This is a genomic window from Myxococcus faecalis, assembly GCF_050039385.1.
Taxonomy (GTDB): domain Bacteria; phylum Myxococcota; class Myxococcia; order Myxococcales; family Myxococcaceae; genus Myxococcus; species Myxococcus fulvus.
Genome location: NZ_CP144336.1, coordinates 4839241 through 4854221, shown reverse-complemented (window position 1 = coordinate 4854221; position 14981 = coordinate 4839241). Strand labels below are relative to the sequence as shown.

The following is a 14981-nucleotide window of genomic DNA, read 5'->3' as shown; positions in this document are numbered from 1 at the left end:
GGCTCACCTCACCGGACGAGGCAGTCCCGCCACGGGCAGCGCGGCGGAAGGCTCCTGGGCGCGCGGGGGCTCGGGCTCGGGCTCGCTCTCGCGCTCCACCTCGCGCAAGAGCCCCTGGATGTGGCGCACCATCTCCGTGAGGGCCGCGTCGTCCGGATGACGCGGCATGGGCAGGTGGACCTCCAAATCCCTCACGATGCGCCCGGGCCGCGGAGCCATGAGCACCACGCGCGAGCCCAGCATCAGGGCCTCGTGTACGTCGTGCGTCACGAACACCACCGTCTTGTGCGTGCGCATCCAGATGGACTGCAACAGCTCCTGCATGTGGATGCGCGTCTGCGCGTCCAGCGAGCCGAACGGCTCGTCCATCAGCAGCACCGTCGGGTCCACCGCGAGCGCCCGCGCCAGGCTCGCGCGCATCTTCATGCCGCCGGAGAGCTGGTGGGGCAGCGTGTCCTCGAACCCCTGGAGCTGCACGCGGCGGATGTACTGGTCCGCGCGCTCCTTGCGCTCGGCGCGAGGCACCCCCCGGGCCGCCAGGGCGAAGGTGATGTTCCCCCGCACCGTGAGCCACGGGAACAGCGCCGCCTCCTGGAACATCAGGAGCCGGTCCGGCCCTGGCCCGCCGATGCTCTGTCCATCAATGGACACCGTGCCGCCAGTGGGGCGCACGTGGCCCGCGAGCGCGTAGAGCAGCGTGGACTTGCCGCAGCCGGACGGGCCCAGGAGGCAGACGAACTCACCCGAGCGGACGTTCAGGTCCACGTTCTTCAAGGCCACGACCTTGTTGCCGTAGCGATGCCCCAGCTGGGTGACGGAAATCTTCGCGCGCGCGGCGCTGACGTCGGCCGGACGCAAGAAGCGCAGCGAGCTTCGCCATCGGCCGAGGAGGGCACGCAGCATCGGCCACAAGCTAGGCACATGTACGCAAGACGGAAGGGGGTGTGGGCTGCCTCGGGGGCACCCGTCACCCTGCTTCCTCGCTCGCCGGGAGGGGAGTGTCGTCTCCTCCACACTCCGTCATCGGCCTCCGGACCTCTTCGCCGGACGTCCGAAAACTAGGGATGCCTCCGCCGCTTGCTTTCCGCGCCTGCTCGACCGCCTTAGACCCGGGGGCATGCTGAGTGTCGTGACCGATGTGCTGGGGGACCTGGTGGTCGGGGTGCTGTCGGTCTTCGCGAAGGACAAGCGCGGCGGCGCATGGGCCCTGGTGCTCTACCTGCTCCTGGGGTTGGGGCTGGGGGGCCTCAGCGCGATGTTCTGGCCGGAGCCGCTCGTCGACGACTTCGAGGGCGCGCTGCTGCTGGGGTTGGCGTCACCCATCCTGGCGGGCGCGCTGGTGGCGGGCTTTGGGGGCGTGAGCGTCTGGGATTGGCGCTATGCGTTCGACCGGGCGCGGTTCGGCCTGGGCTTCGGCGTGACGCTGGGCGTGGGGCTGGGGCGCGTCATCGGGTTGCTGGTGTCCTAGCGTCCGGAACGAGGGGGGTTCCTTTCCCGGGGGAAGCTGGGGGAACCTGCGCGCAATGCACGTGGGGAGATATCAGCTCGTCCGCAAGCTGGCGACGGGCGGCATGGCGGAGGTGTTCCTGGCGAAGGTGGCCGGGCCCGGGGGCTTCGAGAAGACGCTGGTGCTCAAGCGCATCCTCCCGCACCTGGTGGAGGACCCGTCCTTCGTGGAGATGTTCCTGGAGGAGGCGCGGCTGGTCGCGCAGCTCAACCATCCCCACATCGTCCAGATCTTCGACTTCGGTGAGGCCGAGGGCAGCTACTTCCTGGCGATGGAGCTCATCGACGGGCCGAACCTGCGCCGCTGGCAGCGACAGGCCGCGTCGAGAGGACGCCCGCTGGCGCCCAACATCTGCGCGAAGGTGGTGGCGCTCGCGGCGGAGGGGCTCGCGTACGCACATGACTTCGCGGACCCGGGCACGGGGCAGCCGCTCGGGTTGATTCACCGGGATGTGAGCCCGGACAACATCCTGGTGTCGCGGCAGGGCGCGGTGAAGGTGGTGGACTTCGGCATCGCGAAGGTGGCGGGGCAGAAGCACCGCACGCAGACGGGCATCGTGAAGGGCAAGGTGGCGTACATGCCACCCGAGCAATGTCAGGCGGACCCGCTGGACCGGCGCGTGGATGTGTATGCGCTGGGGGTCGTCCTGTATGAGCTGCTCACGGGGCGGCTGCCCTTCGAGGGGGCCACGGAGCTGGCGATGATGCAGGCCATCGTCTCGCGTCCGCCGGTGCCGGTGAGTCGCCACCGCGCCGATGTCCCGAGCGCCTTGCAGGCCATCATCTCCACCGCGCTCGAGAAGGACCGGGAGAAGCGCTATCCCGACTGTCGCGCGCTCCAGGCGGACCTCGAGCGCTTCGTGTTGTCGACGGGCGAGCCCGTGGGCGCGTATCAGATTGCGCGGTCCGTGGAGCAGGTGGTGGAGGAGCGCGCCACCGCGACGCCCGCGCCCATCACGAACCGCGAGGCCGAGCGCACCGCGCCCTCGGGCCCCGCGCGCGAGAAGCGGGCCGAGGCGAGAGACGCGGCCGTGTTCGAGCAGACGACCCAGCGGCGGCCTCACAAGGACGTGGGTGCGACGCGCGGGAAGAAGCGCGTGCCGGCGGCTGTCGCGGGCGCGGTGCTGCTCGTCGCCGGTGGTGGCTATGCGCTGCTCGGGAGAGCGCCGTCCGGGCCCGTGGTGCCCGAGGTGTCGGTGAACAGGGGTGTCACGACGGAGGCACTGCCCGTTCCCTCCGACGCGAGGCTCGCCGAGACGACGCCCACGGAGGGAGTGCGACCCGTGCCTTCCGAGGTGAAGCCCACGCAAGGAGAACAGCCCGCGCCCTCCGGCGTGGAGCTCTCCCAAGCCGAGGAGGCCGCGCCACGGCCGACAGAGCCCTCCGCGCCCGAGGCGGACGATGGCCTCCTCGCACCCGTGACAGGCAACACCGAGGGCACGGAGCGCAAGGGCGGCTCCGCGCGAGCGGTGACAGGGACGGTGGAGTTCCGCATCCGCCCCTATGCCGTCGTGTATCTCGATGGCAAGAAGCTGGGCGAGACGCCACTCGGCATCATCGACGTGGCCGAGGGCAACCACACCATCACCGCCGTGAACTCACGGCTGGGCAAGCGCGTGACGCGCAGCTTCGAGGTGAAGGCGGGGACCGCGAACGTCTTCAAGCTGAACCTGACGCAGGAGTGAGCGACTTCGAGGCCTGTCGAGTGCTCGGGCGAAGTCCCCACTCGCGGACCCGCCGTGGAAGGTCTCGACGCGCGCCGGAGTCGCGCATCGCCCTCCCGCCAGCGCACGCCACCCCGCGCTACGGCTCGTCCTTCTTCGCCACATCCGGGGACGCGGGAGGAGGCTCCTCGGGCTTCTTCTTCGAGCCCATCACCGAGTCGAGCGCCGAGCCCAGCGCGTTGCCGACGTTCTTCCCCAGCGTGGACCCGGCGGCGCCCAGCTTCGAGCGCAGGTCCTTCTTCTGCGGCGCCTCCGGCTCCGGCTCGGGCGCGACGGGGGCGGGGGCTGGCGTCTCCTGGACCGCGACGGCTGGGGGCACCTCGGTTTTCGCAGGGGCCTCGGGCTCCTCCACCTTCGCGGGAGGCGCGGCCGCGGAGGCCGTGCCCCGCTGTTGCCGCACCTGCTTGCGCACCGACTCGAAGTCCCGCTCCACCTTGGGACCCGTGGCGGCGGGCAGCACGGCATCGGGCTTCAGGGACAGGCCCGCGCGGAACTCCTCCAGCGCCTGCTTCCTGCGTCCCAGGTCCGACAGGACCAGACCCCGGTAGAGCGCCACCTCGACCTGCTCGTCGGGGGTGGAGGCCACCTGCCTCGCCTGGGTCAGCCAGTGGAGGGCCTTCTCGTACTCCAGCGCCTCGTACTGCGCGCCCGCGCGCTCCATGCGGCGGCGGAACGGGCTCACGTCCTCCGCCAGGGCCAGCCCTGGCGCGAACCAGGCCCACAGCACCATCACCCATGCCCCCCAGCTTCTCAGGTTTCTAGACGCTTCCATGTCTGGCAACGCTAACACGGAGTCCCCGGACAGGAACCGGCCCGCCCCCGGGGCGATGTCCACCCGTGCTCACGTCATTCCGAGACGCGGGCCGCTTCCAGGCGCCGGTGCATCCGCGTGCGCCACGCGAGCCACAGGCTGAACACGAGCAACCCCACGCCCACGCCGGTGAAGGCGCCGCCCACGCGCAGCGAGGAGCGCCGGTCATCCCGCGTCACCTCCAGCGACTGCGTGGCGGGCGAGGCGAGGTAGCGCTCCACCTGCTCCTTCACCGCGGTGGCCTCGCTCTCGACGGTGGCCCACTGGGCGAACAGGGGCAGCTTGCCCTGCGTCGTCATCAGCTCCGGCCGGTAGATGGGCACGGACTTGCGACGGGCGCTCTTGGTGCGCTCCACCTTCACGGACTGAATCGCGTCCAGCGGCAGCGTGGCCACCGGCTCGCGCGTGAGCCAGCCTGACTTCGTGAGCGTGCAGGGGCCGCCCGGCGCGCAGTGCAAATCCATCCGCGACTTCCCATCCAGCAGCCACAGGCCGAGCACCAGGAACGGCAGCGCGAGGATGAGGAACGCCACCGTCCCAATCGCCGTGGAGCGGCTGGCCAGGGGCTTGTCGTCGTCGATGGGGATGGCGGGGGTGGGCTCGCTCACAAGCTCCACTCATAGACCCGCGGGCCCCGGCCCGCAGCGGTTTCGTGCACCCCTCGCGTCGGAAAGAAGCCCCCAGGCGGCGAGCGAGCGGGCGCACCGCGCCTTCCACCCCGAGCCCCCTGGTGTCACGGCCTCCGGGTGAACACCTCAGACAGGATTCCGCACCCGCCTGTCGCAGGAGCCGCGCATGAAGGCCGTCGCCGTCTTTCCCGGGAAGCGAGCGGTGCGCGTCATCAACGACGCGCCCGAGCCCCAGCTCCAATCGCCGACACAGGTGAAGGTGCGCACCCACGAGGTGGGCGTGTGCGGCACGGACAAGGACATCGTCTCCTTCACCTACGGCTCGCCGCCGCCCGGCCTGGACTACCTCATCCTCGGCCACGAGTGCCTGGGCGAGGTCATCGAGGTCGGCTCCGCCGTGAAGGGCGTGCAGAAGGGCGACCTGGTGGTGCCCCGCGTGCGCAGGCCCTGTCCCCACGCCATCTGCACCGCCTGCCGTGGCGGCCACCCCGACTACTGCATCACCGGCGACTTCACCGAGCGCGGCATCAAGGAGGCGCACGGCTTCTGCTCGGAGTTCTTCGTCGAGGACGTGGCCTACGTGCACCGGGTCCCCTCGGAGCTGCGTCAAATCGCGGTCCTCACCGAGCCCCTCACCATCGCCCAGAAGGGCCTGCGCCAGCTGGGCCACATCCAGGAGCGCCTGCCCTGGAGGCCCGCGCCGGGGCGCGCGGTGGTGCTCGGCGGCGGACCGGTGGGCCTCTTGGGCATGCTGGCCCTGATACGGCGGGGCTTCGCCACCACGGTGTACTCGCACAAGCGGCCGCCCAACCCGAAGGAGGCCATCGCGGGCGAGGTGGGCGCGCCCTACCTGTCCACGCAGGACGTGTCCGCCCAGGAGCTGGTCCGCCGCGTCGGCGCCGCGGACGTCATCTACGAGGCGACGGGCGTGGCGAAGGCCACCGTGGACGTGCTCGGGGCGCTGGCGCCCAACGGCGTCCTCATCCTCACGGGCGTGCCGTCGCACGGCGAGGAGCTGACGGTGGATGGGGCCGCGCTGCTCAAGCAGCTGGTGCTCCACAACCAGGTGGTGTCCGGCACGGTGAACGCGGCGGCGCTGGACTTCGACATGGCGCTCGAGGACCTGAGCCACTTCCGGGCGACGTGGCCCGGGGCGGTGGAGCGGCTGCTCACCGGACGGCATCCTCCCGAGGCCTTCGTCGACGTGGTGAACGGCAAGGTGTCGGGTGGCATCAAGAACGTCATTTCCTTCCGTTGAAGCGAGGTGCGCATGGGGGTGGGAAGAAAGGCGGTGGCGGGGGATTCGGTTCCCATCGAGGACCACGGCGTCATCGGCGACCTGCGCACGGTGGCGTTGATTGGGAACGAGGGCACCCTCGACTGGCTGTGCTACCCGCACTTCGACAGTCCCAGCATCTTCGCGTCGCTGCTGGACCCGAAGAAGGGCGGCCACTGGAGCATCCGCCCCGAGCGGGACGGCGTGCTGCGCAAGCAGTTCTACTGGCCGGACACCAACGTGCTGGTGACGCGCTTCTACACGGCGGAGGGCGTGGGGGAGCTGGTCGACTTCATGCCCATGGAGCACAAGGGCATCAAGCAGGTGCGCGAGGTCATCCGCCGCGTGCGCGTGGTGCGCGGTGAGCTGTCGTTCGAGATGGAGTGCTTTCCGGCCTTCAACTACGCCCGGGACTCGCACCAGACGCACCTCATCGGCGGAGGGGCGGCCTTCGAGTCGAGCTCGCTGCAGATGACGCTGTCGTCCTCGGTGAAGCTCGAGCGGGCGGAGCGGGGCGTCACCGCGCGCTTCAAGCTCAAGGAGAACCAGTCCGCGGTCTTCTCGTTGCGCGAGGGCCTGCGCAAGTCGTGCGAGGACCTGGTGCACGACCACGCGTCCTCGGAGTCGCTGTTCCGCGACACGGTGGACTACTGGCGCCACTGGCTGTCGAGCTGTCAGTACACGGGCCGCTGGCGGGAGACGGTGCAGCGCTCGGCGCTGGCGCTCAAGCTGATGACCTTCGAGCCGACGGGGGCCATCGTCGCGGCGCCCACGTGCAGCCTGCCCGAGTCACCCGGTGGCAGTCGCAACTGGGACTACCGTTTCTGCTGGCTGCGCGACGCGGCCTTTACCGTCTACGCGTTCCTGCGCATCGGCTTCAAGAAGGAGGCGGCGGCCTTCATGCGGTGGGTGGAGGCGCGGTGCGCGGAGCACGGGGACGGGCCCCTGCCGCTGATGTTCTCGCTGGACGGCAGCCCGGTGCCCCAGGAAGAGGAGCTGTCGCACCTGGAGGGCTACGGCGGCGCCAGGCCGGTGCGCATCGGCAACGCGGCGGCGGACCAGCTCCAGCTGGACATCTACGGCGAGCTGATGGACTCGGTGTACCTGTCCAACAAGTACGCGGCGCCCATCTCCTACGACTTCTGGATGCACCTGCGCCGGTTGGTGGATTGGGTGTGCGAGCACTGGAACCAGCCGGACGAGGGCATCTGGGAGATACGCGGAGGCCGGCGGCACTTCGTGTACTCGAAGCTGATGTGCTGGGTGGCGCTGGACCGGGCCATCCGGCTGGCGGACAAGCGCAGCTTCCCGGCGGACCGGGCGCGGTGGCTCGCGACGCGTGACGCCATCTTCGAGGAGATCATGGTCCAGGGCTGGAGCGAGAAGCGCGGCTCCTTCATCCAGGCCTATGGGAAGGACACGCTGGACGCGGCGAACCTCTTGATGCCGCTGGTCTTCTTCCTGTCGCCGGTGGACCCCCGGATGTTGTCCATGCTGGACCACCTGCGTCAGCCGCCGTCGCAGGGGGGCCTCGCGTCGGACGGGCTGGTGTACCGCTACGACGTGGAGGCGACGCTGGACGGCATCCCCGGCAGCGAGGGGACGTTCAACCTGTGCAGCTTCTGGTTGGTGGAGGCGATGACGCGGGCGAACTCGGCGCGGCCGGACCTGCTGGAGGAGGCGCGGCTGATGTTCGAGCGGATGCTCGGCTACGCCAACCACGTGGGGCTGTACGCGGAGCAGACGGGCATGGGGGGCGAGTCGCTCGGCAACTTCCCCCAGGCGCTCACCCACCTGTCGCTCATCAGCGCCGCCTACAACCTGGACCGGACGCTGGGGCGCAAGGACTGACGGTGGGGCTCCAGGAGGGTTGGGAGGCGGCTTGTCCTGTGCGAGCATGACGAGCGCATGATGAACCACATCGACCGCGTTCTTGGAGCGCTCGACCGCGGCGGTCGTGCCTGGGTGATGGGCGCTCCCGGGTCTGGGCGCTGGGAACTCGCCCAGACGCTGCAGCAGCTTCCGGAGCGCACCCATCTCCTGCGGCTCCCTCCGATGATGGAGACGGATGGCGCGGTCCATGGGCTGCTCCAGGCGGCGGCGGTGTTGGGACAGGAAGCCCTGAGCGAAGCGGCTCATGACAACGAGCCCCTCCAGGCGCGTGCCAGGCGAGTCGCCGAGCAGCTCGCCCAACGGCAGAAGACCTTGGTGGTCTACCTGCCGGACTCCTGGACGTTCCATGCTCGGGTGAAGGACGCGACAGGGCTGCTGCTCGTGCAGCGGGCGCTGGAGTTGCTGGAAGGGCTCGCCTCCGCGAAGGACTTGAGATGGGTGGTGATGACACCCTCGCTGCCCTCACCCCGGATTCCACTCTTCCTTTCGGCCCTGTCCCCTTCCAGCCGGATTCGACTGTCTCCGCGAAACGTCTCGCGCTCCGTGCTCGACGATGATTCGCGGTGGGGAGACGCGGCGCCGGCGGCTTCCAGATTGGGGCGCGTGATGGGCGCGCAGGTCGAGCTCACCGAGCCGCAACTGCGCATGATGGTCTGCCTGGTCCAGATGGGCGAGGACCCCAGAACGCTCCTCCGACAGGTGGAGCCTTCGTTGAAGGCAGGCCCTCATTCCGCGGTGGAGGTGCTGAGGCCCCGGTTCGAAGAGGTCTTGCATCGCCCCGAGAACCAGGCCCTGCGTCGAGGTTGGCACCGAGTGCTCCAGGCCCGGTTTCCGATTCCCCTGGAGGAAGCCCGACGACTGACAGGGTTCACGGAAGAACGTCTGTCATCGATGCGCTCTTGTCTCGGGACGAGCGCTGATGAACTCCAGGTGGATGATGGTGTCCGCGAGTGGTTGTTGGCGGTGACGGCGGAACCCGAGCAACACGGGTCTCCGCCCGATGCGCATCTGGCCCTGGCCGAGTTCCACGAACGAAGGGATGGTGCCCTGAGCGTCGAACTGGCCCAGGGGCAGCAGGTGCTCCACTGGCTGGAGAAGGTCCACCACCTGGGGCACTCGGGGAGACTCGGGGCCGAGCGATGGGCGAAGTTGAAGCTCACGAGCCGTGAGTTCTTCTGGGACCGCGCGCGGGCGCTGAGCATCGAGCAGCGTGACTTCATGGGGGCCGCGGACGTCTACGAGCGGTGCCTCGAACAGGTCGATTCCGAGGATGCCTATTCCTGGCACTACCTGGGCTTCAACCTGGACCGGGCCGCGCAGAAGCGAGAGAGAGCGGAGGAGGCCTTTCGCAAAGCGGTGGAACTGGACCCGACCAACCCCTGGTGGAATGGACGGCTCGTGACCTTCCTCATCGAACAGTCACGCTTCCGGGCCGCTGACGGTGAGTGGGAACAAGCGCTGGAGCGCGTGGACCCGGCGGGCACGGTGGTGCGTGAAGGCGCCGCGCTCGCCTTGAACATGCATCGCTGGGTGGTGACCAGCTGGCTTCAGCGTGGAGAGGTCGCGCGTGCTCGCAAGGCCTTCGACACCATCCCGCTGGAGGTCGTGGAGCGTCAGGAGGTACTCAAGCGGCTGCGACAGCGCCTCGCGGACGCGGAGGAGGCGGTTCAACTGGGGGAGTCCGTCTATCCGGCGAGCGTCCCGGTGACCCTGCGTTGGAAGAAGCCCTTGTTCCTGGATGTCCGCAACGAGAATGGCTCGACCTTGCGAGAGTGGTTCCCTGGGAGGGTCGTCCATGCCAGTCGACACGAGGTCCAACTGGTGGTGGCGACTCCCGAGGTCGACCCTCTGGAAAGACAGGTGGTGAGCAAGACGCTCTCCCGGGAGCAGTGGGCCCATGCGGCCCGGACCCAGGCTCTCCCCAAGGAGGACACCTTCATCGAGGTGGGCACCTACGAGGATGAGGCGCTGCGTATCGTGTTGGTCCCCGCGGAGGAAGCGCTCCTGCGGCAGCGCCCGTGGATGGACAAGGACTCGCTCCGATACCTCCGGCGGTGGGGATGAGCTCGACGGCTCCTGTGGAGGCACTGACCCGGTTGAACCGGGATTGGCTCCACGTGTTCGTCGTGGGGCCTGGCCAAGGTGAAGGCATCGCGGTGGCGCTTCCCGGGCAGGGGTGGCTGCTGGTGGATGGGTGTTCCACGGCCGAGGGGCGCTTCCCCCTGGAAGAGGTCCTGAAGCGATGGACACTGGGGGCCGGGGATGAGGTCGAGGCCCTGGTGCTCACGCATCCCCATGAGGACCACGTCGAGGGAATCGCGGAGCTTCTCGAGACGCTGTCCATCAAGCAGGTCGCCGTCGCGACAGGGAGCACGCCGGGAGCGACGTTGGTGGCGTCCACGCAGGCCCTGCGCCGAGGTGCCGCGGGAGGAACCACACGCAACCAACTCCTGGCCGCGAAGGTGATAGCCGCGTTCGAGGCCATCGAGCGATGGGAGAGCACCCGACCTGGAGGCTTGCTGGGGCTGTCGGATGGCCAGGGTCTTCAAGTGAGCACGCAGGTCCAGGTTCATGCACGTTCTCCAGACGCGGGCGGGGTTGGCCAGTTCTTCCAGAGCCCCAACCTCGCGAGAAGGCTGCGGTCCGCCGCCAACCATCTCAGCATCGTGTTGGAGGTGTGCTTCGGTTCGCTCCGGCTGGTGTTGACGGGGGACCTCCCTTATCTGGAGTCGAAAGGGGGCAGAGCCGTGCCCACGGGCTGGGACTCCGTGATGCAGCGACATCCCCAGCTCGGGGATCATCATGGATTCAAGGTGCCGCACCACGGCTCTCCCGAGGCGATGCATCCCGGCTGGATGAAACCGGGCACGGCGTCTGCCCGCTCCTGGCTGGTGACGCCCTACAACAGCGCGGGGCTGCCTCACCTCGCGAGGATGGATGGGCTGCCGACCTTGCTCGAACACCAGCCCGAGATGCTGTTGACGGCTCCTCCCGTCAGCAAGCGACTGCAGGCAGCTCCCGGGCCGGGGAACCAGGTTCGACTGGTGGACTTGGTCGCTCGCGTGGCCAAGCTCAAGCAGGGCCGCTCCTTCCTGGACGGAGGCACGGTCATCCATCCCGGGAGTGCGCTGGAGCCGTTGGACCCTCTCTGGTGTATCGCTTTCGATTCGAAGGGGACTGTGCAGGGTCGCTGGCATGGTCGCGCGGCCCTGGCCGTGAGTGCCTGAGGTTACGTCCCCAGGAACTCCGGCCAGGCCCCGGGCGCCAGCACGCCGATGACCTTGATGCTGGGCTGCCCCGCGCGGCCCACCGCCAGGTCCAGCCCGGTGAGCAACCTCGGGTCGTCGGCGAAGTGACGCTGCTTGCGCTCCACCAGCGCCTCGAAGCCCTCGAGGAACTCCTTCCGGTCCGGGTGCGCCAGCCGCCGCAGCGTGGCCCGGGCATGCTCCACCCAGCCCTTGCGAGGCTCCCATCGGTCCTGCACCACGGCGTTCCACGTGGTGAGCGCCAGCGCTAGGCGCGTGAACGCCGCGGACTCGTCCAGGAACCCACCGCTCGTGCGCTCCAACAGCGGCTGGGCGAAGTCGAGCAGCGACTCGGACACCTTGCGCCGAGGCACCTCGCGCGCGGGCTCACGGACCTTCTTCACCCGCGCACCCGGCAGTTCCAGGAACTCACCGAGGTCGCGCTCGCCCACGTAGTGTCCCGTGAACAAGGGCAGCGGGACTTCCAACCGGACCTTCACGTGGAAGTCCCCCACGCTCAGCTCCTCCTCCACACGCGTGTCCCCAGGCCTCGCCCGCGCCACCGCGCGCGCCACCGCCGCCGCGAGGAGCACCTCCCTGGCGTCGGCCAGCCGCGGCTTGTTGCGCGCGACGCGCAGCAGCTCCGGAATGAAGGGGATGCCCGTGTGGTGCTGCACGGCCTTCGAGGCCCAGTCCGGAGTGTCCTCGAGCGTCAGTCCCAACGCCTCCGGGAGGAGCGCCTGGACACCGGGCCGGTTGAACTCGGTCCGCGCCATGCGCTCCGCGGAGCCCGGCTTGTCGAAGAGGGAGAGGCCGTACTCGGAGCCGCCGTTGCCCATGACGGACACCTCGTGGGTCCCCTGGAGGCTGCCCCCGAGCGAGACGAGGAAGAGCTCCTCGTTGCTCCAGGACTCCCAAGGCGCGGCCCGGATGAAGTCCGCGGAGGACTCCACCAGGGCCGCCATGCTGCCGAGAGGAATCCTCTCCTCGCGACGGGCAGGCCCCTGGAGGAGTTGGAGCGCGAGCAGCGCGCGAAGCCTGCTGATGGAGGGAGGAGTCGGTCGCGAAGTGAACCCCAGTCCCTTGGCGCTCCGGGTCAGTCGGCTCTCGCAGTAGCACCGCGTGCCCTTCAAGACAGGCGCGAGCTGCGCGAGTCCCTCCGCGTCTCGCACCGCCATCATGGGGGGCAGCACCTCGCCGTCAGCGCGCACCGCGACATAGAACGACGCCGCGCCATCCTGGGTCGTCTCGATGGGGCCGAGCTTGAAGACATAGGCGGACCCTGGCTCCAGCTCCTTCTGTCGCGCCGAGCCCCGTCGCTTGTTCCGTCCCACGAAGTCCAGGAACGCGCGGTGGTGGGTGGCGCCGAAGAGCTCCTCCGAGAAGTCCAGGGCCTCCTCGGGGTCGAAGGCCGGGCGTGACAGCTCGAACAACTGACCATAGAGCCGTGGCGCGAGTCGTCGCAGTTGCCGACGACGCACGGCGGCGTCCGCCTCGGGCGGCAAGGACTTCAGCGCCGGGCGGAGCTTCTTCAAGAGCGGGGCGCGCTGCTCCTCGGTGACGGACATCACGCCACCGGTGAGCTCCAGGTGGTCGTCCGCCGGCATGGCCCAGGTCGCCAGGAGGTCCCCGGGCGCCACGGCGTGGGTGAGGAGCTTCTCCCGGACGTCGAGCGTCTCATCGAGGAGCAGGTCACGCAGGCGCAGCCCCTGGTCCCGCCAGACCTCGACGACCTCGAAGACCGAGCACCAGGAGGACGCCAGTCCCTTCAGGATGACGCGCTCGGCGCGAGACAGTCCCAAGCCCGCGCGGGCGAGCTGTCGGTCGGCGAGCGTCTGCCCTTGGTCATCCTCCAGCCCATGGAGCCGCCAGGCGAGCAGCGCCGCGTCCAGCCACGCGAAGCGCACAGGGTCCCAGTCCGCGGGGAAGTCCGCGCGCGCCCGTTGCTCTTCCTTGGGCTCGGCTCGCGCCGCGGCCTTCAGGTCGGCCAGGACACGGTTGAAGGTCTGGGCGGTCCAGGTCGTCATGGAGCGATGCTACGCACGAGGTCGCGCTCGGGCCATGTGCATCGACCCGGAACCCCTGTTCGCCACGAGAGGGCTTGCTCGCCTTCGAGGACGGCGAAGAGAACCACTCGTCGTCGGCCTCCGTATTGAGGGAGAGTGACCCCCCACCGCGTCTGGTGGGTGTCCCTCTCCCCAATCCCGCTCATGGCCGAACCGACCGTCTCCGCTCCCTCGTCGTCCCCCGCACCGCGCGCGCTCGTCGCCCGGGGGCTCAAGGCCGTCATCGCCGTGGTGGGCCTGGTGGCGCTCGCGCTGGTCGGGGTGCGGCTGCGCTACGGGGGAGGCGAGCCGTACCCGGACGTGACGGGCATGCCCCTGCTCCCGGACAGCGCGCTGGAAGAGGTGGTGCGCAGCCCCGAGCCCATCGGCAACGTGGCGGTCTCCTCCACGGGCCGCGTCTTCTACACGCTGCATCCGGAGAGCCGGCCCCAGGGCGCGAAGCTGTTCGAGTGGGTGGACGGCAAGGCGGTGCCTTTCCCCTCGGAGGCGGTGCAGGCGCGGCTGTTCGACACGGTGCTCGGCATCACCATCGACCGGCGCGGCTGGCTGTGGACCATCGACCACGGCAACCACGGGCTCGGTGTCCCCCGGCTGCTCGCCTTCGAGCTGGCCACCGGCCACCTGGCGCACGAGTACGACGTCCCGCCGCAAATCGCCCCGCCGGGCTCGTTCCTCCAGGACCTGCGCGTGGACGCGCGCGGCCAGACGGTGTTCATCGCGGACGTGGGCTTCTGGCGGCGCTCCCCGGCGCTCATCGTCCACGACGTGGCGACGAAGGAGTCGCGCCGCGTGCTGGAGAAGCACGACGCCGTGTTCCCCCAGGACTTCATCATCCGAAACCCCATCAAGGACATGGTGTTCTTCGGGGGGCTCGCCGCGCTCAAGTGCGGCGTGGACGGCATCGCGCTGGACCCCAGCGACGAGTGGCTGTGGTTCGCCGCGATGAACCACGACACGATGTACCGCGTGCGCACCGCGGACCTGAAGGACCGCTCGCTCGATGACGAGGCCCTCGGCACGCGCCTCCAAGCCGTGGGCAGAAAGCCGCTCAACGACGGGCTCAGCGCGGACACCGAGGGCAACGCGCTGGTGACGGACGTGGAGCACGGCGCGGTGCTGCGCATGAGCCCGGAGGGACGCCTGGAGACGCTGGTGAAGTCCCCGCGCCTGCGCTGGGCGGACGCGCTCAACCACGGGCCGGACGGCTGGCTCTACGTGGCCGACAGCGCCATCCCCCACCACATGCTCCAGTCCAAGGCACACATCGCCGCGAACGCGCCGTACTTCATCTACCGCTTCAAGCCCGGCATCGGCGGCATCGCGGGCATGTGAGCCGCCAGGCAAGGCGGGCCCGGAGCTCGCGCGGCCTCCGGGCCTCCTGCCGAATCACTGCACGTTGAAGTGGTAGTTGTTGCCGAAGTTGGAGTCCCACGCCTGGCAGCCCCAGCGGCTGGTGTTCTCGAACCAGATGGCCAGGTCTCCGCGCGTGTTGAGCGGGATGGACGGCGCGGGCGGGTTGGGCGTGGAGGAGAACCCCGCCACCCAGAAGCTCTGCACCGGCCCGTTGTTGAACTGGTAGTGGCCCGTAATGGTCCACCCCGGCGTGGTGGCGTTGATGTTGCCCCGGCACTGCGTCAGGCGCGACACGTCGAAGACGATGCTCGCCGTGGCGCCGAAGGGCAGGGGGTTGGATGACGCGAACACGTTCCAGCCCTGCGAGGGTGACTGGAAGGTGATGCTCGGCGTGGACTGCGACCAGGCCACCGAGGCGACGAGCAGGGAAGCGGCGGCCAGCAACCAGCGGACATGACGACGCAGCAAGGCGTGACTC

The 14981-nt window shown here is 69.4% G+C and carries 12 protein-coding genes; 7 read left to right on the top strand and 5 right to left on the bottom strand.

The features are described 5' to 3' along the window. Nucleotides 1–3: 3 nt before the first annotated feature. Nucleotides 4–903: an ABC transporter ATP-binding protein gene (locus VZQ01_RS19400; RefSeq protein WP_426748632.1), complete on the bottom strand. Its 900-nt coding sequence runs from the start codon at nt 901–903 to the stop codon at nt 4–6. Between the two features lie 214 nt (nt 904–1117). On the opposite strand from VZQ01_RS19400, the gene VZQ01_RS19395 reads away from it, so the two are divergent. Then, a complete protein-coding gene (locus VZQ01_RS19395) occupies nt 1118–1468 on the top strand; it encodes a hypothetical protein (protein ID WP_223749458.1) in 351 nt (116 codons plus the stop codon). Nucleotides 1469–1523: 55 nt separating this feature from the next. Further along, a complete protein-coding gene (locus VZQ01_RS19390) occupies nt 1524–3191 on the top strand; it encodes a serine/threonine protein kinase (protein WP_426748631.1) in 1668 nt (555 codons plus the stop codon). Nucleotides 3192–3309: 118 nt separating this feature from the next. Here the strand turns inward: VZQ01_RS19390 and VZQ01_RS19385 are convergent, their stop codons facing one another. Both VZQ01_RS19385 and VZQ01_RS19380 read right to left on the bottom strand, forming a co-directional pair. Next, nucleotides 3310–4002 carry a tetratricopeptide repeat protein gene (locus VZQ01_RS19385; protein ID WP_426748630.1) on the bottom strand — a complete coding sequence of 231 codons (693 nt, stop codon included), beginning with the start codon at nt 4000–4002 and terminating at the stop codon, nt 3310–3312. Between the two features lie 74 nt (nt 4003–4076). Then, nucleotides 4077–4649, bottom strand: a complete 573-nt coding sequence (locus VZQ01_RS19380; protein WP_426748629.1) for a hypothetical protein — start codon at nt 4647–4649, stop codon at nt 4077–4079. A 187-nt stretch (nt 4650–4836) separates the two neighbouring features. Here VZQ01_RS19380 and VZQ01_RS19375 point away from each other — a divergent pair, with 187 nt between their 5' ends. The 4 genes from VZQ01_RS19375 to VZQ01_RS19360 are packed head-to-tail and all read left to right on the top strand — an operon-like array spanning nt 4837 to nt 11066. Further along, entirely contained in the window at nt 4837–5928 is a 1092-nt protein-coding gene (locus tag VZQ01_RS19375; RefSeq protein WP_426748628.1) for a glucose 1-dehydrogenase, read from the top strand. A gap of 12 nt (nt 5929–5940) precedes the next feature. Further along, nucleotides 5941–7797, top strand: a complete 1857-nt coding sequence (locus VZQ01_RS19370) for a glycoside hydrolase family 15 protein (RefSeq protein WP_426748627.1) — start codon at nt 5941–5943, stop codon at nt 7795–7797. 57 nt (nt 7798–7854) lie between these two features. After that, on the top strand, nt 7855–9903 hold the full coding sequence (locus tag VZQ01_RS19365) for a tetratricopeptide repeat protein (RefSeq protein WP_426748626.1): 2049 nt from the start codon (nt 7855–7857) through the stop codon (nt 9901–9903). A gap of 32 nt (nt 9904–9935) precedes the next feature. Further along, on the top strand, nt 9936–11066 hold the full coding sequence (locus tag VZQ01_RS19360; protein ID WP_426748625.1) for an MBL fold metallo-hydrolase: 1131 nt from the start codon (nt 9936–9938) through the stop codon (nt 11064–11066). A gap of 2 nt (nt 11067–11068) precedes the next feature. Here VZQ01_RS19360 and VZQ01_RS19355 read toward each other — a convergent pair whose 3' ends face one another. After that, complete coding sequence (locus tag VZQ01_RS19355) at nt 11069–13111, bottom strand: DUF7986 domain-containing protein (protein ID WP_426748624.1); 2043 nt, start codon at nt 13109–13111, stop codon at nt 11069–11071. 183 nt (nt 13112–13294) lie between these two features. On the opposite strand from VZQ01_RS19355, the gene VZQ01_RS19350 reads away from it, so the two are divergent. Continuing rightward, nucleotides 13295–14482, top strand: coding sequence for an L-dopachrome tautomerase-related protein (locus tag VZQ01_RS19350; RefSeq protein WP_426748622.1), 1188 nt, complete (start codon nt 13295–13297; stop codon nt 14480–14482). Between the two features lie 54 nt (nt 14483–14536). On the opposite strand, the gene VZQ01_RS19345 is transcribed toward VZQ01_RS19350, so the two are convergent. After that, nucleotides 14537–14971, bottom strand: a complete 435-nt coding sequence (locus VZQ01_RS19345; RefSeq protein ID WP_141327666.1) for a DUF6209 family protein — start codon at nt 14969–14971, stop codon at nt 14537–14539. Nucleotides 14972–14981 lie beyond the last annotated feature (10 nt).

Coding starts and splice junctions, on each gene's coding strand:
- VZQ01_RS19400 (WP_426748632.1), bottom strand. CDS start 903: ATGCTGCGTGCCCTCCTCGGCCGATGGCGAAGCTCGCTGCGCTTCTTG.
- VZQ01_RS19395 (WP_223749458.1), top strand. CDS start 1,118: ATGCTGAGTGTCGTGACCGATGTGCTGGGGGACCTGGTGGTCGGGGTG.
- VZQ01_RS19390 (WP_426748631.1), top strand. CDS start 1,524: ATGCACGTGGGGAGATATCAGCTCGTCCGCAAGCTGGCGACGGGCGGC.
- VZQ01_RS19385 (WP_426748630.1), bottom strand. CDS start 4,002: ATGGAAGCGTCTAGAAACCTGAGAAGCTGGGGGGCATGGGTGATGGTG.
- VZQ01_RS19375 (WP_426748628.1), top strand. CDS start 4,837: ATGAAGGCCGTCGCCGTCTTTCCCGGGAAGCGAGCGGTGCGCGTCATC.
- VZQ01_RS19370 (WP_426748627.1), top strand. CDS start 5,941: ATGGGGGTGGGAAGAAAGGCGGTGGCGGGGGATTCGGTTCCCATCGAG.
- VZQ01_RS19365 (WP_426748626.1), top strand. CDS start 7,855: ATGATGAACCACATCGACCGCGTTCTTGGAGCGCTCGACCGCGGCGGT.
- VZQ01_RS19355 (WP_426748624.1), bottom strand. CDS start 13,111: ATGACGACCTGGACCGCCCAGACCTTCAACCGTGTCCTGGCCGACCTG.
- VZQ01_RS19350 (WP_426748622.1), top strand. CDS start 13,295: ATGGCCGAACCGACCGTCTCCGCTCCCTCGTCGTCCCCCGCACCGCGC.